The sequence below is a fragment of the Microbacterium luteum genome, from assembly GCF_015277875.1.
Classification (GTDB): Bacteria; Actinomycetota; Actinomycetes; order Actinomycetales; family Microbacteriaceae; genus Microbacterium; species Microbacterium luteum.
Map to the genome: position 1 here is coordinate 3,354,170 of NZ_CP063814.1, position 17,934 is coordinate 3,372,103.

Consider the following 17,934-nt stretch of genomic DNA (forward strand, 5'->3'; position numbering starts at 1 on the left):
AGATTCTTCCATATGGAGGGATGGCTCGCCGCTGACGATGATGCTCAGTCGAGGTGGCGGGCGCGGTGCAGGAGCGCGTCCATGCCGAATTCAAGGTGTGCGGCGGCGTTGTCGTCGAGGAAGAGATCGCGGACGCTGGTGAGTGCGGGGAACGAATGTGCGGCGAGTTCCTGCTCGAAGCGGTGGGCGCCGTCCTCGGGGGTGGTCTGTTCTTCGTGGACGAGTCCGACCACGAGGTAGTTGAGGCTCCAGAAGGTGGTGACGGCGAGGTCGGGGTCGACGCCGGCATCGAGCAGCGCGGCAATCACCGCCTCCCCTAGCCGCAGGGTGTTGGTTTCGGAGACCCTCGTACCCGAGACGAGATGTGCGCCGTCGCGGTGGTTCAGAAGGACCTGGCGGTAGCGGCGGAAGATCTCTTTGACCCGGTCGATCGGCGGGTGTGGGAGGTCGTCGAAGGAGAGCTCGCCGAGAATGGCGTCTGCCATCAGGTCGAAGAGGCGCGCTTTGCTCCCCACCTGCAGCGACACCGAGTTGAGGTGAACGTCGAGATGTCGGGCGATCCCACGGAGGGTGATGGCGTCCGCCCCGCCGCGATCGAGCAGGGCCAAGGCGGCGTGGATGACGTCGCGGCGGGATAGTCGGTCGGCCACAGGTCTCTCCTCCGAGCTTGGTCAGTGACCAACACTGTAGTATCTTGGTCACCGATCAAGGAAATTGGTCACTGACCAAGTAAGGAGTGGGACATGGGTGCGGGTCACAACCACGGTGCACCGACTACCGAGGCAGGAGCGCCCGGGGATCACCGAGCACGACTGTGGATCGCGTTCGGCCTGACGGCGACGATCGTGATCGCGCAGGCGATCGGTTCCATCGTCACCGGCAGCCTGGCGCTGCTGACGGACACCGCACACGCGATCACCGACGCGTCCGGTCTGCTGGTCGCGCTGATCGCGGCGACGCTGATGCTGCGGCCGGCTAATCCGAAGCGGACCTGGGGATTCCGACGCATCGAGGTGATCGCCGCACTCGGGCAGGCCGCACTGCTGCTGGTGGTGGGCACTTACGCCGCCGTCGAAGGTATCCGACGCCTGTTCGAGCCGCCGGAGGTCGCCGCGGGAGAGATGCTCGTGTTCGGCATCGTCGGCCTCGCGGCGAATGTGATCGCGATCGTGATCCTCTCCTCGAGCCGCGGCGCGAACTTCAATATGCGGGCAGCGTTCCTGGAGGTGATCAACGATGCACTCGGCTCGCTCGGGGTGATCGTGGCCGCGATTGTGATCGCCACGACCGGGTTCCAGCAGGCCGACGCGATTGCAGGGCTCCTGATCGCGGGACTGATCGTGCCGCGCGCGATCATTTTGATGCGCGACACCACCCGGGTGCTCATGGAGTTCACCCCTGCCGGGCTCGACTTGGACGAGGTACGCCGGCACATCCTTGAGCTCGAACACGTCACCGACGTGCACGACCTGCACGCATCGACGGTCGCCACTGGCCTGCCCACCCTGACCGCGCATGTGGTGGTCGAGGATGAGTGCTTCACCGACGGGCATGCCGCGGAGGTGTTGCACGAGGTACGCGAATGCGTGGCCGGTCACTTCCCGGTGTCGATTCAGCACTCGACCTTCCAGATCGAGACCGCGCACCTCACCGAGGACGAGCCAGCCCTTGTCCGCCACCGCTGAGCCGGGCCCCCCAGCGCCGCGGTAGCGGTCGGCGGAGGAAGGGTGTCAGAGCGTCGCGAGCAGGTTAGTGCAGGCCTGTTCACAGCGGCGGCAGGCGTCGGCGCAGACCCGGCAGTGCTCGTGCATGTCCGCGTGGGTGTCGCACTCGGCGGCGCATGCGGCGCACGCTGCGCGCAACGCCTCCAGCGCGGCACGAAGCACGGTGGTGTCCGTGCCGGTGTGGCGAGAGAGCAGGCGCGCGGTGGTGTCGCAGAGGTCGGCGCAATCCTGGTTCAGACGGATGCAGGTGGTCAGATCGGCGACCATCTCCTCGCTGAGACAGGCGTCGGCGCAGGTCGTACAAGCCTGGCCGCACTCGAGGCACGCGTCGATACAGGCCAGGAGCGCGTCTCGGTTGGCGATGTCGTTGGCTCGGGGGTGGGTGTCGAACATTTGGGCGGTGACGGTCACGGCCTTCTCCTTTGAATCGGTGAGGGGGTTACGTTACGTCGCTGTTCCGGATGCCGGCGACCCCCTTGGGTTACGGTGCGGGGGTATGGTACGGACGGTAGGCTGGACGGGATGATCGGCCTGTCCGCGTTGCGCCTGCGGCTGCCGCACCCGGTGCGGTGGCTGGTTGCCGTGTGCTTCGCTGCAGCGGTCATCGTCGGGTTGATGGGGATGCACACGATCTCCTCGGGACACACCGCCCCTACGACCTCGGAGAATGTCGAGATGCCGGGCGGGGCACCTCACCACTCGTCGGCGCCCGCGACCGGCGATGAGGATGCGGAGGCGTGCGCGTCGTGCAGCCCGAGCGGGGGCCATGACGTTCTGATGATGATGTGCGTGCTGGCGTTGCTGGCAGCCGCCCTCGTGCTGCTGGTCCCCCGCGCCGCATGGTCGTCTGTGTGGGAGCGGCATGCATTGCGTCCGCCGGTGACGCGGTGCCGGCCGGCCCCGGACCGGCCTCCCTCACTCCTGGAGCTGTCGATCAGCCGAACGTGACACGCACTGTCCCTGCCCTCTGGGGCGGGGGTGAGGTTCATTGCCCGTACGCGGGTTTCACGAGTGTTTGAGAGGACTGATGATGAACAAGAAGATGCGTTTGGCAGCGGTCGCGGCCGTACCGCTGGCAGCGGTGCTGTTCCTGGCCGGCTGCGCGGACAACGGAGGCAGCATGCCTGGAATGGATCATGGTGGGTCGTCGTCGGCCCCGTCGGAATCGGCGGAGGCGGACTTCAACATGGCGGATTCGATGTTCGCGATGATGATGATCCCGCATCACGAGCAGGCCGTCGAGATGAGCGACATGATCCTCGCCAAGAGCGACGTTGATCAGCGGGTGCTGGATCTGGCTCAGCAGATCAAGGACGCCCAGCAGCCGGAGATCGAGACGATGCAGGGATGGCTCGCCGAGTGGGGCGTGTCCAGTGACGACATGGACATGGGTGAGATGGAGCACGGCGGCGGGATGATGTCTGACGAGGACATGGCGGCGCTGGAGTCGGCGTCCGGGGCCGAGGCGGCACCCCTGTTCCTGGAGCAGATGATCGCCCACCACCAGGGGGCGATCGAGATGGCCGAGACCGAACTCGCCAACGGGAAGAACGCGGACGCGTTGGCGCTCGCGCAAGCCGTGGTCGATACACAGTCCGCGGAGATCGAGACCATGCAGGATCTGCTCGGCCAGCTCTGAGCCCGATCCGTCGAGTGGGGGCGCCGCTGCCATGCGCGGTGCCCCCACTCTTCGAACGCGGAGGTACGCGTATGCACGTCCATACGAAGACACTGGCGGCGGGCGCCGCTGCTTCCGCCCTCCTGATGCTGGCGGGGTGCGCGGACACTCCGACGTCGCCGCCGGCTGGGGACGGGCGCACCGGGGTACCGAGCCATGTCCACGCGGTGGTCGTCGCCCCGGACACTGACCAGCTTCTCCTGGGAACGCATGAAGGCATCTACGAGGTCACCGACACCGGGGAGTGGGGTGGCCGGGTCAGCACGGACAGCTTCGACGCGATGGGACTCACCGCCACTTCGCAGACACTGATCGCGTCCGGTCACCCCGGCCCCGGAAGCCCCGCCGAGTGGGGGGCACCGAACCTGGGCGTGATGCGCAGCACCGACGCAGGGGTGAGTTGGGAGTCGGTGGTGTTCGGTGGGGAGAAAGACTTCCACGCCCTCGCCGCCGGCGCCGATGACACGGTGTACGCCATCGCCACGGACGTCAGCGACGTGATCCGCAGCGACGACGCCGGGCTGACCTGGGAACCTACCGGTGCGGATCTGGTAGCGGCCAGTCTCGCCGTCGACGGTCGCGGACGGGTGATCGCGGCCACCGAAGAGGGTGTGCAGATCAGCACGGACGGCGGTGCGTCCTTCGCGGCGTGGCCCGAAGCGCCGCTGCTGTACACGTTGGGGGCTGCGGCCGACCGGACTCAGGTGGTCGGTGTCGGCACCGATGGGCAGATTTGGGTGACCGGAGCCGGTGCCGCGAGCTGGGAGCCGGCAGGTCGCGTGGACGGCCGGGTGCAGGCGGTCGGTATGGACGCCGCGGGCCGCATCGTGATCGTCGACGAGACCAGCGGCATCACGATTCTGCCCGGATAGCCCGCCGGGCACGCGACGGGCCGTATGCGAGGTGCCTACGGGAGTCGAACCCGTCTAGACGGCTTTGCAGGCCGTTGCCTGACCGCTCGGCCAAGGCACCGAGTGTCCCCTTACCGGGGACGTGGACGCAGCAGCGTGGGATCGCCCGTCTGGTCCGGTTAGGACCGGACCAGACGGGCGATCGCGTCGCTGGCTTCCTTGATCTTCTGCTCCGCCTGGTCACCCTCCATGCGCGCCGCGTCGAGCACGCAGTGTTTCAGGTGGTCGTCAAGCAGCCCGACGGCCACGGCCTGCAGGGCGCTGGTCAGAGCGCTGATCTGGGTGAGGATGTCGATGCAGTACTTCTCTTCATCGACCATCTTCGAGATGCCCCGCGCTTGACCTTCGATCCGCTTGAGCCGGTTCAGGTATCGGTCTTTGTCGGTGATGTACCCGTGGGGGGCGTGAGCGGTGTCGGGTGCGGGTGTGGTCATGGCCGGGTTCCTTCGGGTTTAGCTGTCCAGCGCTGCGCGGGTGCTGGCTTCGGGGCTGAGGTCGATGCGGCGCAGCAGCTGCGCGTTCAGGGCGACCACGACGGTGGACAGGGACATCAGGATCGCACCGATCGACATCGGCAGGACGAACCCGATGGGGGCGAGCACGCCGGCGGCGAGCGGCACGGAGATCAGGTTGTACCCGGCAGCCCACCACAGATTCTGCTTCATCTTCCGGTACGCCGCACGCGACAGCTGGATCACCGACAGCACACTGCGCGGGTCGGAGCTCGCGAGGATGACCCCGGCGGACGCGATCGCGACGTCGGTGCCGGCGCCGATCGCGATGCCGACGTCGGCCTGCGCGAGGGCGGGGGCGTCGTTGACGCCGTCGCCCACCATCGCGACCTTGCGGCCCTCCTTCTGCAGCTCGGCGACCTTGCTGGACTTGTCCTCCGGGCGCACGTGCGCGAAGACCCGGTCGATGCCCAGCTCGGCGCCGACGGCGTTCGCGACGGCTTCGGCGTCGCCGGTGATCATGACCACCTGGACACCCAGCTTGTGCAGGGCATCGACGGCTTCACGGGACTCGGGGCGGATCTCGTCGGCGAGCTTGAGCCCGCCGATGACTTTTCCGTCCCGGGTCACGTGCAGGATGATCGCGCCCTCGCTACGCCACGCGTCCGCCGTGTCGACCTCGCTGGCACCGACGTCCTCGAGCAGACGGGGACCGCCGACACGGATCTCCGCACCGTCGACGGTCGCGGTGACACCGACCGCCGGGGAAGAGGAAAACCCGGTCGCCTTCGGCAGGGTCAGGTTCTTGTCCTTCGCGGCGCGAACGATGGCCCTAGCGAGCGGGTGCTCACTGTCGGCCTCGGCCGCCGCGGCGATCGCGAGCACCTGGTCAGCGTCCAGGTCACCGACCGGTTCCACGGCGGAGACGGTGGGCTCGCCCTTGGTGAGGGTGCCGGTCTTGTCGAACAGCACGGTGTCGACGGTGCGCATGCTCTCGAGCGCGAGCCGGTCCTTCACCAACACCCCGCCACGGGCGGCGCGCTCAGTGGCGATGGACACCACCAGCGGGATCGCCAGGCCCAGCGCGTGCGGGCAGGCGATGACCAGCACGGTGATGGTGCGCACGACCGCCGCATCGGGATTGCCGACGACAGTCCACACCACCGCGGTGATCGCGGCGGCGCCCAGCGCGAACCAGAACAGCAGCGCCGCCGCCTTGTCGGCGATCCGCTGCGCCCGAGAGGACGAGTTCTGTGCCTCCGTGACCAGCCGCTGAATACCCGCGAGGGTGGTCTCATCCCCCGTGGCGGTGACCTCCACGCGAAGGCCGGAGTCTGTGGCGACGGTGCCCGCGGTAACGGGGTCGCCAGTGCCGCGGGCGACGGGGCGGGATTCACCGGTGACCATGGACTCGTCCATGTCGGCGCGGCCGTCGACGATCTTCCCGTCGGCGGGGACGCTGCCGCCGGGGCGGACCACCACCACGTCCCCGACCTGCAGGTCGGCGGGTGAGACCTTGACGATCTGGTCCCCTTCGACGCGCTCTGCCTCATCCGGGAGCAGCGCCGCGAGGGTGTCCAGCGCGGAGCTGGTCTGGGCGAGGGAGCGCATCTCGATCCAGTGACCGAGCAGCATGATCACGATCAGCAGCGCCAGCTCCCACCAGAACTCCAGCTCGTGGTGCAGCAGGCCCAGGGTGGCGCCCCAGGACGCGAAGAACGCGACCGTGATGGCCAGACCGATCAGCAGCATCATGCCGGGTTTGCGGGAGCGGAGTTCGCTGACCGCACCGGTCAGGAACGGCCACCCGCCCCACGCGTACATGACGGTGCCGAGGACGGGGGCGATGAACAGTGCCCAGTCGGGGACGGTGTAGCCGAGGATCATCGCGAACATCGGGGAGAACGCCACGACCGGGACGGCGATGATCAGGTTGATCCAGAACAGTCGCCGGAACTGGCCGACGTGATCCCCGTGCCCACCGTGCCCGCCGCCGTGGCCACCACCATCGTGACCTGCGTGGTCCCCGTGGCTGGCCTGCGTGCCGTGGCCGGTGTGGGTGTCGTGCTGGGTGGGCGGCTCGGGGGTGTGGTCGCCGTGGCGGGTGTCTCCCCCGGTGGCGGTGGCGGCCTTGCCGGTGGGGTGGTCGGTGTGGTGTGCGTGCGGGTCAGTCATCGGTTCACTTCCCTGTGCCTAGCGTTGGTGTGAGTCTGCCGTCGCGGTTCCCGCGGAGGCGAGGTCCTGCGGATCGGTCGCGGCAGGAGTATGAAGGTTCGGCATCCACCCGAACACCGCGGGCACGGCGTCCAGCCCGAGCACCCCGACGGGGACACCGTCATGCTCGTGGACGACCAGGAGCGGGTCGGTAGTGTCGATGCGTGCGGAGGTGTGACCCCCGGTGATCCCGGCACCGGCGACCATCATGCCGTGCACGGTTGCCGTGAAGGGGGCGCGGGGCTGGTAGTCGCCCGGGTGGGTGCCGGCGCCGAGGTCGGCGAGCATGGTGCGTGCGGCATGTTCACCCTGCGCGGCCGCGTCCGACCAGTGATCGATGCGCCAGGCGCCCAGGGTGGTGTCATAGTGTGCGGCGACCCCGCCGGCGCTGTAGACGCCGGGGGTGGCGGTGCGCAGCTTCCCGTCCACGATGACCCCGTCTTCCCAAGGGGCGGGGCCGGTCGGGGTGGTTCCGTGGGCGATGATCAGCAGATCCGCCGTCAGCTGTGTGGTGTCGTCCAAGGCGAGCTCGAGCTGTGTGCCGGTGTCAGTGACGGCGGTGAGGGTGCGGCCGAACGCGACGTCCACGTGCTCCCGGTGCGCGGCGGCGAGGCGCTCCGCGGCGCCGGCGCCGAACACGCTGACCCCGGGGGTGGTCGCGCGGGCGAGGAGGGTGACCTGATGTCCACGGTCGCGGAGCAGCGTGGCGGTCTCGGCCGCGACCAGACCGGCACCGGAGATGACGATCTGCGCGGGGCGGCCAAGCGTGCCCAGGAGGTCGCGGACGGCGACCGCGTCTTCCAGGGAGTGCAGGGTGGTGACCCGTCCTGCCTCCGTGGCGGCGGTCAGGCCGGGCAGCGTGTCCGGCAGCAAGCGGGGGGTGCTGCCGGTGGCGAGGAGGAGCGCGTCGTACGGTTCGATCCGGCCGGATGCGAGCCGCACGGTCTTTCCCTGTGGGTCGACCTCGACCGCGGTGTCACTTATGACCTCCACCCCGGGGGTGACGACCTGTTCCGGGGTGAGCAGCCCGATCGCGACCCCCTTGTTGACCAGGGTGCGGTTGTACGGGGCCTGTCCGGTGCGGTCGACGAGGGTGACGCTCACCGTGCCGGAACCGTGAAGAACGCGCGCCGCGGCCGCGCCGGCGGCGCCGGCTCCCAGGATGAGGACCTTCTGGGGTGACAATGTTGCTCCTTGCGTCTCGCGAATGTGGGGGCTGGTGACCGGTATCCCCGGCCTGTGGTCGGTTAGGCGGCCGTGGCGTACTTGGCGGGGTCGGCGTCGAAGAGGGGGCCGCAGGCGGAGCAGCAGAACCAGTACCGCTGCCCGTCGTAGTCCCGGTAGAGGCCTTGGGCTTCCGCGGTGCTCTTGCTGACGGTGCTGCCGGGCATCACCGGGCAGGTGACGATGTCATCGGCGGGGGTGCCGGCGGGTGCTTCGTGGTGATGGTCGTGGCTCATATCCGTTGCTCTCCGTGATGTGGGTCCGGGGCGGCAGCCGTCGTCGCTGCCTCGTTTGTCTGCGTCCGAACCCCTCCAGGCTATACCCTGTACGGGTATGACAACAGGTGGGGTGTGGCGTGTATTCCCTGGACTGCTGGTGCTCAGGGGCGGTAGGCGAGCACGGTCATCATCCCGGCTTCGCCGTGGTAGATGTTGTGGCAGTGGGTCATCCATTGGCCGGGGTTGTCGGCGTCGAACTCGAGGTCGAGGGTTTGGTTCGGCAGCACGATGGAGGTGTCTTTGCGGGGGCCGCCACCGGCGTGCTGATAGGTGTGGCCGTGCAGGTGGAAGGGGTGCCACATGTCGGTGTCGTTCGTCACCCGCAGCCGCACCCGTTCCCCCGCGACCAGTGCGTGCGCGCCGCGCAACGGGTTGTGCATGTCGAACTGGGTGCCGTTGAACCCCCAGTCGTAATTGGCCATGCTGCCGGTGAGGGTGAGGTCGAGGGTGCGGTCCACGTCACGACGGTCGAGGGTGACCTCGGGTGCGGCGAAGAGCATGCTCGCCACCGCGACGACGCGGCCTTCGCCCAGTTCGGCGATGTCCGCGTCCGGGGTGGGCGCCTGTCCGCTGCCGGTGCGGATGATGGCGAAGCCGCGTTCCCGCTTGCCTTCGGCCTCCGCCACCAGGGGGAACGCACCGTCGCCCAGGGTGACGATCACGTCGTAGCGTTCCCCCATTCCCACCAGGACGCTATCGGCAGCGACCGGGTCGACGGGGAACCCGTCGGTGTGGGTGACGGTCAGCCGGTGCCCGCCGATGGCGACGCGGAACGCGGTGTCGCCGCCGGCGTTGATCAGCCGGATCCGTACCCGCGTGCCGGGCGTGCCGGTGAATTGGGCGGGGTCGGCGGCGGGTTTGCCGTTGATCAGGTAGTGCGGGTAGTACACGTCGCCGGCGTCGCCGCCGAGTAGGTCGGAGTCGGCGCCCATCAGCATGTTCCCCATCCGCATGAACATGTCGCCGTGCCCGCCCATGTCGCCCATTCCTTCTCGCAGCTGCTCGAGCACCGCGTCGGGGGTGGCGGTGACCCCGTCCAGCCAGTCGTCGAGGACGATGACCCATTCGTCGTCGTAGCGCAGCGGCTCATTCGGGTCTTCGACGATGAGCACCCCGTATAGGCCGGTGTCCAGCTGGGCGCCGACGTGCGGGTGGAACCAGTGCGTACCGGGGTCGGGGGCGATGAACTCGTATTGGAACGACTCGCCGGGGCGGGTCGCGGTCTGGGTGAGTGGGGGGACGCCGTCCATGTCGTTGCGGAGTGCCAGGCCGTGCCAGTGCACGGACGTGTCGACGGGGAGGGTGTTGCGCAGGGTGGCCTGCAGGGTGTCTCCTGCCTGGACGCGCAGGACAGGCCCGGGGATGCTGCCGTAGGAGAACGTGGACGCGGGTGTTCCTGCCAGATCGAGGGTCGCCGCCGCCGCCGTCAGCGTCGCGGTGACCACGCGGCCGGTGCCGCCACGGCCCCGTTCGGTGCGGTCGACGGCCGCTCCCGTCGGGCTGACCCAGGCGGGGGTGGGGGTGCAGGCGGCCAGAGCTCCAACCGCGGCGGCGGTGGCGCCGAGGGCGAGGAAGCGTCGCCGGGTGAGGTGGGGGGAACGGCGGGGCGCGGGGGCGGTCATGGTCGGCGGGTCCCTTTCGGTCGATGTTGCGTGGCGGGCGGTGTGAGCTCCGTGGGGGTGCGCAGGTGGGTGAGGGTGGCGGTGATGCTGAGCAGCACCACCACTCCCCCCAACACGGCCGCGGCTCCAGGGAGGGTGAGAGCGGGGACGAGGAAGCCGGCCAGCACGACGGGGACGGACATCGCGAGGTAGGAGATCGTGTAGATCACGGCCATAACGGTGGCGCGCTGCCCGGGGTCGACGTGCGGCAGCAGGGTGCGCATCGCGCCCATGAAGGCAGTCCCGAACCCGGCACCCACGACCGCGACACTGGCGAGGTACCCGGGCAGAGTTGGCACGGCCAGCGCGGCGAGGCTGAGCACGGTGCCTGCGCCGAGAGACACGGCCCCGAACACGCTGATCCGCCGGGCGGTGGCCCCCTGCAGTGCGGTGGCGGCGACCACCCCGGCCGCGGCGAGGATGATGATGGACCCGGCCTGGTGCAGGTAGGTGTCGGCGTGGAACCGGGTGGCGATGATCCCCGGTCCCAGGGCGAGGAACAGACCGTTGGTGACCCACCCGGCGATGATGGCGGGGGCGACCGAGACGATGATCCGCCGCCGCGTCGCCGCCGAGACCCGCCGGGCCCGTGGGTCCGGTCCCGCGTCCCCGGGAAGGACGGGTGGGGTGGGAATGGTCCAGGCGGTGGCGGCGAGGAGAGGGAACACCGCGGCGAGGAGCAGAAAGATGGTGCCCGCGTCGATGCCGGGTAGGTCCAGCAGTCCAGCGGCGGTGAGCGCCCCGAGCCCGAGACCGGCCATGGGGGCCACGGTGTTGGCCAGCGCGGCCGCCCCCAGCCAGCGGGAGGGTTCGTGGTCGACCATCATGGCGTTCAGAACCGGGACCAGCAGTCCCGCCGCCAGGCCTTGCAGGGCGCGGGCGGCGAGCAGCAGCAGGAAGGAATCGGCGGCCCAGAACATCAGCAGGCTCACCGACAGGGCCACCGATCCGACGGTGAGGATGCCGCGACGCCCGACCCGGTCAGAAAGCGACCCGAGCGTCAGCAGTGCGAGCAGCAGCGGGATGGCGTAGATCGCGAAGATAAGAGTGGTGGCCACCGGGGGCAGCTGGAGCTGCTCGGTGAGTTGCGGGTAGAACGGGGAAGGCGCCGACGCGGCCGCCATTAGCACGACGGTGCCGGTCACGGCGAGACAGAACCCGCCGCGGGCACGAGTGGCCGGGGTCACAGGGGTGGCGGCGGTCATGCGGCGCTCTCGTGCAGGTGCTGGGCGGTTTCGTGGACGGTGGCGACCGCGTCGACACCGCTCACCCCCACCAGAGCACCGTTGAGCGTGTGCGTGACGAGGGTGCCGGGTCCTGGGCCCTGTCCTTCGGTGGCGGGCGTCATGGTGTACCCGATGCCGGTGATGGCGGTGCCGTGGATCAGTGACGTGTAGGAGCTACGAGGACGGTAGGGTCCCGGGTCGGCGGCGCCGGTGCGGTCGTGGAGCACCGCGGCGGCGGCGTGCTGTCCTTGCGCGGCCGCGTCGGCCCAGTGATCCAGGCGCCAGATCCCGAGGTGGTCGTCGCGGTGTATGGCGGTGCTGCCGGCCGCGTACACGTGCGGGGCAGTGCTCCGCAGCCGGTCATCGACAGGCACCCCGGAAGAGAACGGTCCCGGTGCGGTGGGGGCGTTGCCGAGGGCGGTGATGAGCAGGTCGGCGGAGAGCGTGGTGGTGTCATCCAGGGTGATCCCCAGCAGCGGGCTCCTGTCACGGACGGCGGTGATCGTGCGGCCCAGGAATGTGGTGATTTTGCCGCGATGGATGCCGGTGATGTGGGCGGCGATCTGCGCGCCGAAGGAGGCCCGCCCGGGGATGCGGGAGCGGCTGATGAGGGCGACGTGATGTCCGGCGGCGTGGAGTGCGGACGCGGTCTCCGCGCCGGTGAATCCGCCGCCGTAGATCGCGACCCGGGACGGCCCGGCGGTGCGGGTGAGGTGTTCTCGGATCTGTTGGGCGTCCTGGATGCTGTGCAGGGTGACGACCTGGTGCCGTGCAGCGGGAGTGTGCCGCCCGGGCAGGCCCGGGGTGAGGGTGTCCGGGCGGCTGCCGGTGGCGATGATGACCGCGTCGTAGCGCAACTGTGCGCCGGAGGCGAGGTGCACGATGCGGCTGATCGGGTCGAGGTGGGTGGCGGTGTCTGCCAGCACGGTGACGGGCGGGAGCGGCGCGTGGATGGTCTCGGGCAAGGTGGGACCGAACGCGACGCCGGTGATGTGCATCCGGATGTACGGGGTCTCGTGGGTTCTGCCGACCAGGGTGACGTGGATGTCCTCGTGGCGGGCGAGGGCTGTTGCGGCGGCGACGCCGGCTGCTCCTGCCCCGAGGATGAGGACATGGTGGGTGGGCATGAGGTGCAGTTCGCTTCCGGGGTACGGGGGTCGCGGCGCTGCGAGGAGGGCAGGGTCAGGACCGGATCAGCTGGGTGATCGCGGTCGAGGCGGCATCAAGGACGGTGTCGTCGGTGAGGGTGCCGGTGGCGTGCGCGTGGCGCAGGTAGTCCGTCAGCAGGGCGAGACCGACACCCTGGAGCGCGCGTTGGGTGGCGGAGATCTGGGTGAGGGTATCGATGCAGGGGCGTTCCTGCTCGATCATCCCGGTGAGCCCGCGAATCTGCCCTTCCAGACGGCGCAGCCGGTTCCGGTAGGTGCGGGGGTCGGTGATGTAGCCCGGTTCGCGGGCGGCCGCGATGGTGGAGGTCATGAAGGGTCCGGTCTCCCGGTGCCCGCACGGGGTGTGTGGGCACCGGGAGTGAGGCTCAGGCCATGGCGGCGGCGTAGCGGGCCGGGTCCGCGTCGAACGCGGGACCGCAGCCGGCGCAGCAGAAGTAGTACCGCTCGCCCTCGTAGTCGCGGAACAGGCCGGCCGCCACGGCGGTGGCCTTGTTGACCGGGGTGCCCTCCATCACGGGGCAGGTGGTCATGTCGGCGCCACCGGCGGCGTCGAGGAGGTTCTCACGGCCGCCGGGGGCGGGGGCGCTGGTGCTGCAACAGCTGGACATGGGTGGTGTTCCTTCCGATGTGGGTGGTAGGTGCTGCCGGGTTGCCCGGTCAGCGGGCGATGCTCTTGAATCCGCGCAGACGCAGGCTGTTGCCCACGACGAACACGCTGGACAGTGCCATGGCGGCACCGGCGAGCATCGGGTTGAGGAGACCGAGGGCTGCGACCGGGATCGCGGCCGTGTTGTAGGCGAAGGCCCAGAACAGGTTGGTCTTGATAGTGCCGAGGGTCTTGCGGGACAGCCGGATCGCGTCAGCGGCGCTGCGCAGGTCGCCGCGGACCAGGGTGATGTCCGAGGCCTCGATCGCGACGTCGGTGCCGGTTCCCATCGCCAAGCCGAGGTCGGCCTGCGCGAGCGCGGGGGCGTCGTTGACACCGTCTCCGACCATCGCGACGACCTTTCCCTCGCCTTGGAGGCGGGTGACGACATCGACCTTGTCCTTCGGGAGGACTTCGGCGATGACCTGGTCGATACCGACCTCGGCGGCGATCTGGCGGGCGACCGCCTCGTTGTCGCCGGTGAGCAGCACCGGAGTCAGGCCGAGTGCCTTGAGCTGGGCGATGGCCTCCTTGCTGGTCGGCTTGACGGTGTCGGCGACGATGAGGATGCCGCGAGCGGCACCATCCCATCCGACGGCGACGACGGTCTTGCCTTCGCTTTCGGCCTGCGCCTTCGCGGCGGCAACCTCGGCGCTCAGGCGCAGCGACCACTCGGCCAGCAGCGATTCCCGGCCGACGATGAGTGCGTGTCCGTCGACGACACCCTGCACGCCCTTGCCTTCCAGGTTCGTGAACCCTTCCACGGTGGGGAGGGTGCCGGTCTGCTGGGTGGCGCCCTTCGCGATCGCCTGCGCGATGGGGTGCTCGGAGGCGTCTTCGAGTGCACCGGCGAGGCGGAGTAGCTCGTCCGCATCGGTGCCCGGCTCGGTGACGACGTTGACCAGGGTCATCTTGCCGGTGGTGACGGTGCCGGTCTTATCGAGCACGACGGTGTCGACCTTGCGGGTGGATTCCAGCACTTCCGGGCCCTTGATCAGGATGCCCATCTGCGCGCCGCGGCCGGTGCCGACCAGCAGCGCGGTCGGCGTGGCAAGACCCAGGGCGCACGGGCACGCGATGACCAGCACGGCGACGGCGGCGGTGAACGCGGCAGCGACAGGGAACCCGGCACCCAACCATGCCCCCATCGCGACGACGGCGATGAGGATCGCAATCGGGACGAACACGCCGGAGATCTTGTCGGCCAGGCGCTGCACCTCAGCCTTTCCGGTCTGGGCGTCCTCGACGAGCTTGGCCATCTGCGCCAGCTGCGTGTCCGAGCCGACCCGAGTGGCGCGAACTACCAAGCGTCCGCCGGCGTTCACCGTGGCTCCGGTGACGGGGTCGCCTTCGGCGACCTCGACCGGGACGGATTCGCCGGTGAGCATGGAGGCGTCCACGGCGGACGTGCCGGAAACCACGACACCGTCGGTGGCGATCTTCTCGCCCGGGCGGACGATGAACTCGTCCCCCGCCTGCAGGTCCTCGACCGGGATCTTCGTCTCCACCCCGTCGCGCAGCACGGATACTTCCTTCGCGCCGAGCTCGAGCAGCGCGCGCAGCGCGGCGCCGGCCTGACGCTTGGACCGCTTCTCGAAGTAGCGGCCGGCGAGGATGAACATCGTCACCCCGGCGGCGACTTCGAGGTAGATGTTCGCGGCTCCTTCCGAGGGGGCGAGGGTGAGCTCGAACGGGTGCGTCATCCCGGGGGTGCCGGCGGTGCCGAAGAACAGCGCGTACAGCGACCACAGGAACGCGGCGGTCGTGCCCATCGAGATGAGCGTGTCCATCGTCGCGGTGCCGTGCTTGAGGTTCGCCCACGCCGCCTTGTGGAACGGGAACGCCGCCCACACGATGACCGGCGCCGCCAGCGCCAACGACGCCCACTGCCAGTAGGTGAACTGCAGGGCGGGGACCATCGCCATCGCGATGACCGGGACGCTCAGGACGATGGAGACGATGAGCCGATTGCGGAGGCTGGTCAGCTCCGGGTCGGCATCGTCCGCGTCCCCGCCCTCGGCGGTGTCGTTCTTGGCCTTCTTCGGGGCCGGAAGCGCCGCGCTGTAGCCGGTCTTCTCGACCTCGGCGATCAGCAGGGCCGGGTCGTATCCGGCGGGGATGGTGACCTTCGCCTTCTCGGTGGCGTAGTTGACCGTGGCGGCGACGCCGTCGAGCTTGTTCAGCTTTTTCTCGATCCGCATCGCGCAGGAGGCGCAGGTCATCCCGCCGATCTGGAGTTCGACGGCGGAGTCCGCGGTCTGTTCTGCGGGGGCTGTGGTGCTCATGGTGTTCCTTCTTCTCTCAGATCACCGCGGGGCGGTCAGTGACCGTCGCCCGTGTCGCTGTGTGTGTCGTCCGTGTCCGTGTCGCCGGTGCCGTGCCCGGCGTCCACGACGAACTCGGCGGTGTGGACCTGCCCGTCGACCTGGAAGTCGAGGTAGAGCAGGTACCGGCCGGTGGTAGGCGCCTCGGCCGCGAATCGGATGTCGGGTCCGGCGGTGTCGCCGTCCTGCGGGTCGTCGCCTTCGGCGTGCACGTGCAGGTAGGCCAGGTCCCCATCGCGCAGCGCGACGAGGTGCCCGAAGGCCCCAAGGTACGGCTGCAGGGTGGTGACTGGCTGCCCGTCACGGGTGACCGACAAGGTTAGCTCGGAGCTCTCCCCCGCGGTCAGGTCCCCATCGAGGGTGACCGTGTACCCGTCGACCTCGCTTGTCGTCGACGTGGCGGTCGCCGGGTTCGGGGTGAACGCGCCCGCGACGTCGACCGTGCGGGTCAGGGTGACCTTGTCGGGGCCGTCGGCGACGTCCGGCACGAAGTCGGCATAGATCCGGTAGCTGCCGGCTTCGGTCCACTCCCAGGAGGTCGTCCAGGTGCCGGTGGCCTCGTCGAGCGTGGGGTGCACGTGCCGGAACTGGGTTCCATCGGTGCGCACCACGATCAGGTGCAGGTCCTTCTCATGCGAGGACTCGTACGCGGTCAGCGCAGTCCCGTCAGCGTCGAGGATCTGGAAGCTCAACTCGCCTGACTCGCCCGTTCCGGTGGGCGCGGCGATCGGGCTGAGTTCGTATCCGTAACCGGAGAGGGAGACGCCGGGGATGGTGGCGGTCTCGGCGGTGTCCTCGCCGGTCATGCCGGCGTGATCGGCCATCGAGCTGTCGTCAGCCGCGGCCGTCCAGTTGGCGACGGCGCTGTCCGGGACGACAGCTGCCGCGATGCCGAACGCCCCGCCGAAAGCCACGACGACGCCGGCGCCATACAGGCTGAGTCGTCCCGCAGCGTTCATCAGGCGCGCACCGCGGAGTAACCAGCCTCGTCGACCGCGGCCAGCACGGCGGCGTCATCCAGAGCACTGGTGGAAGACACGACGAGCTTGCCGGTCTGGGCGCTCACCTGGATCTCGTCCACGCCGGGGATCTGGGAGACCTCTTCACGGATGGACATCTCGCAGTGTCCGCACGTCATGCCGGTGACCTGGTACTCGCTGGTGGCCATGATGGTTTCCTTCCGTCGGTGATGCGCCAGAATCGGCGACACCCACCCTAACACCCCTACCCCCCTAGGGTATTCCGGAGTACTGAGGAAATCGTGGTGTCCATGCTCAGATTTGTTTGTGGCATCGCGTGAGACCTACCGCCTCGAACCGGCCGCCTGTGCGTGAATTACGTCTCCCGCCCAGCAGCTATCCCCTTGCTGCAGGAGAGATCACCCGAACCACCCGACCGAAATGTCCATATGGACACCACGTGGACACTTCATCTGCGAAATGGACATTTTAGAAAAATCCCTACACCCGGCCCGTCAAATGTCCGACCCCCCCTACTACTGTTGTGTGTGTCAGATACACAACATGGCGCGAGCCGTTAGGCGCGGGCGGCGTGTGCCGGCATGCCGGACCGCCCCACCAGGGGCGAACGGCCGGCTTCGCCGACGCGATGACGCGCCGGCCGCGAGCGGGCGGATTTGCTCAGCGCGCCTGGAGGAGGCGCGCTTTCAGACGCTCTCCCCGCGCCTGGCGTTGGCTCTCCAGATCTCCCAGGCCCTCGTGAGCTGCCCGTTGTTGGATTCCGCGGCCGCGGCGCCCTCTTCTGCGGTGAGGGCGGTGTAGCCGCCGAGCTGACCGGCCGTCACCTGTGCTCGGGCGTTGAGGTCCGCGTAGACCGCGCGGGCGACCGCCTGCGGGATCGAGTCGCCCACGGCGACGAATCCGTGTCCTCGCATGAGTGCGACCGCCGCGCCCCCGAGGGTCGCAGCAAGGTCCGCGCCGAGCGAACCGCTGCGGATCAGCAGGTCGCTGGAGGACCCGACGCTGTCACGGATCTCGAAGACCGGGACCGCTTCGCCGAGGAAGCCCGCCATGTGCCACACCGCCTGCAGAGGCGTCCTGGAGATGCTGAAGGGCACCATCGACGCGGAGTGGCTGTGGACAACGGCCTGGACATCGGCGCGTGCCCGGTAGATCTCGCCGTGGATGAATCGTTCGAGATAGCTCGGTCTGTCGTCCGCGGTCGTCCCGTCCAATCCGATCACCTGAATGTCGTCGGGCGTGACGAGGCCGGGGGCCAGGTTTCTGGAGATGAGGAACCTGCTCGGGTCGTCGGGGTCACGGACGCTCACGTGGCCGAAAGCATCGAGGATGCCGTGGCGGACGAGAATGCGATTCGCATCGACGAGATCCTCTCGAACCCCTAGTCGATCACCAGTTGACATCCTTCATCGCTCCCTACTGCAGACGTACGTGTCGCTGTCAGCCC

Annotated in this window: 19 protein-coding genes and 1 tRNA gene; 4 read left to right on the plus strand and 16 right to left on the minus strand. The window is 69.0% G+C overall.

Going from position 1 to position 17,934, the window contains the following annotated elements; genetic code table 11:
* Positions 1-44: 44 nt before the first annotated feature.
* A complete protein-coding gene (locus IM777_RS16215) occupies positions 45-650 on the minus strand; it encodes a TetR/AcrR family transcriptional regulator C-terminal domain-containing protein (protein WP_067121071.1) in 606 nt (201 codons plus the stop codon).
* Positions 651-743: 93 nt separating this feature from the next.
* Here IM777_RS16215 and IM777_RS16220 point away from each other — a divergent pair, with 93 nt between their 5' ends.
* Entirely contained in the window at positions 744-1,685 is a 942-nt protein-coding gene (locus IM777_RS16220; protein WP_067121073.1) for a cation diffusion facilitator family transporter, read from the plus strand.
* Between the two features lie 45 nt (positions 1,686-1,730).
* Here IM777_RS16220 and IM777_RS16225 read toward each other — a convergent pair whose 3' ends face one another.
* On the minus strand, positions 1,731-2,117 hold the full coding sequence (locus IM777_RS16225; protein WP_067121088.1) for a four-helix bundle copper-binding protein: 387 nt from the start codon (positions 2,115-2,117) through the stop codon (positions 1,731-1,733).
* Positions 2,118-2,246: 129 nt separating this feature from the next.
* On the opposite strand from IM777_RS16225, the gene IM777_RS16230 reads away from it, so the two are divergent.
* The 3 genes from IM777_RS16230 (at position 2,247) to IM777_RS16240 (ending at position 4,274) form a co-directional block, all read left to right on the plus strand.
* The gene (locus IM777_RS16230) at positions 2,247-2,672 is read left to right on the plus strand and encodes a DUF6153 family protein (RefSeq protein WP_067121074.1); all 426 of its coding nucleotides are present in this window, start codon (positions 2,247-2,249) and stop codon (positions 2,670-2,672) included.
* 40 nt (positions 2,673-2,712) lie between these two features.
* Complete coding sequence (locus IM777_RS16235) at positions 2,713-3,363, plus strand: DUF305 domain-containing protein (protein ID WP_473743250.1); 651 nt, start codon at positions 2,713-2,715, stop codon at positions 3,361-3,363.
* A 71-nt stretch (positions 3,364-3,434) separates the two neighbouring features.
* Entirely contained in the window at positions 3,435-4,274 is an 840-nt protein-coding gene (locus IM777_RS16240) for a F510_1955 family glycosylhydrolase (protein ID WP_082914452.1), read from the plus strand.
* Between the two features lie 29 nt (positions 4,275-4,303).
* On the opposite strand, the gene IM777_RS16245 is transcribed toward IM777_RS16240, so the two are convergent.
* The 14 genes from IM777_RS16245 to IM777_RS16310 form a co-directional block, all read right to left on the minus strand.
* Positions 4,304-4,374 (minus strand) — tRNA-Cys (locus tag IM777_RS16245).
* A gap of 58 nt (positions 4,375-4,432) precedes the next feature.
* Entirely contained in the window at positions 4,433-4,747 is a 315-nt protein-coding gene (locus tag IM777_RS16250; RefSeq protein WP_067121078.1) for a metal-sensitive transcriptional regulator, read from the minus strand.
* An 18-nt stretch (positions 4,748-4,765) separates the two neighbouring features.
* The gene (locus tag IM777_RS16255) at positions 4,766-6,940 is read right to left on the minus strand and encodes a heavy metal translocating P-type ATPase (protein ID WP_067121080.1); all 2,175 of its coding nucleotides are present in this window, start codon (positions 6,938-6,940) and stop codon (positions 4,766-4,768) included.
* Between the two features lie 18 nt (positions 6,941-6,958).
* On the minus strand, positions 6,959-8,164 hold the full coding sequence (locus tag IM777_RS16260; protein ID WP_067121082.1) for an FAD-dependent oxidoreductase: 1,206 nt from the start codon (positions 8,162-8,164) through the stop codon (positions 6,959-6,961).
* A 62-nt stretch (positions 8,165-8,226) separates the two neighbouring features.
* Positions 8,227-8,439: a YHS domain-containing protein gene (locus tag IM777_RS16265; RefSeq protein WP_067121084.1), complete on the minus strand. Its 213-nt coding sequence runs from the start codon at positions 8,437-8,439 to the stop codon at positions 8,227-8,229.
* Between the two features lie 143 nt (positions 8,440-8,582).
* A complete protein-coding gene (locus tag IM777_RS16270) occupies positions 8,583-10,103 on the minus strand; it encodes a multicopper oxidase family protein (RefSeq protein WP_101305190.1) in 1,521 nt (506 codons plus the stop codon).
* On the minus strand, positions 10,100-11,347 hold the full coding sequence (locus IM777_RS16275) for an MFS transporter (RefSeq protein ID WP_184214646.1): 1,248 nt from the start codon (positions 11,345-11,347) through the stop codon (positions 10,100-10,102). The genes IM777_RS16270 and IM777_RS16275 overlap by 4 nt, the downstream gene beginning before the upstream one ends.
* Positions 11,344-12,495, minus strand: coding sequence for an FAD-dependent oxidoreductase (locus IM777_RS16280; protein WP_067119688.1), 1,152 nt, complete (start codon positions 12,493-12,495; stop codon positions 11,344-11,346). Before IM777_RS16280 ends, IM777_RS16275 begins: the two co-directional genes overlap by 4 nt.
* Before the next feature lie 55 nt (positions 12,496-12,550).
* Positions 12,551-12,847 carry a metal-sensitive transcriptional regulator gene (locus IM777_RS16285; protein WP_067119691.1) on the minus strand — a complete coding sequence of 99 codons (297 nt, stop codon included), beginning with the start codon at positions 12,845-12,847 and terminating at the stop codon, positions 12,551-12,553.
* A 55-nt stretch (positions 12,848-12,902) separates the two neighbouring features.
* On the minus strand, positions 12,903-13,145 hold the full coding sequence (locus IM777_RS16290; protein ID WP_067119694.1) for a YHS domain-containing protein: 243 nt from the start codon (positions 13,143-13,145) through the stop codon (positions 12,903-12,905).
* Between the two features lie 49 nt (positions 13,146-13,194).
* A complete protein-coding gene (locus IM777_RS16295) occupies positions 13,195-15,468 on the minus strand; it encodes a heavy metal translocating P-type ATPase (protein WP_067119698.1) in 2,274 nt (757 codons plus the stop codon).
* 35 nt (positions 15,469-15,503) lie between these two features.
* On the minus strand, positions 15,504-16,466 hold the full coding sequence (locus tag IM777_RS16300) for a heavy metal-binding domain-containing protein (protein ID WP_067119702.1): 963 nt from the start codon (positions 16,464-16,466) through the stop codon (positions 15,504-15,506).
* The gene (locus IM777_RS16305) at positions 16,466-16,675 is read right to left on the minus strand and encodes a heavy-metal-associated domain-containing protein (protein ID WP_067119704.1); all 210 of its coding nucleotides are present in this window, start codon (positions 16,673-16,675) and stop codon (positions 16,466-16,468) included. Before IM777_RS16305 ends, IM777_RS16300 begins: the two co-directional genes overlap by 1 nt.
* Before the next feature lie 498 nt (positions 16,676-17,173).
* Complete coding sequence (locus tag IM777_RS16310) at positions 17,174-17,890, minus strand: class II aldolase/adducin family protein (RefSeq protein WP_062633823.1); 717 nt, start codon at positions 17,888-17,890, stop codon at positions 17,174-17,176.
* Between the last annotated feature and the right edge of the window lie 44 nt (positions 17,891-17,934).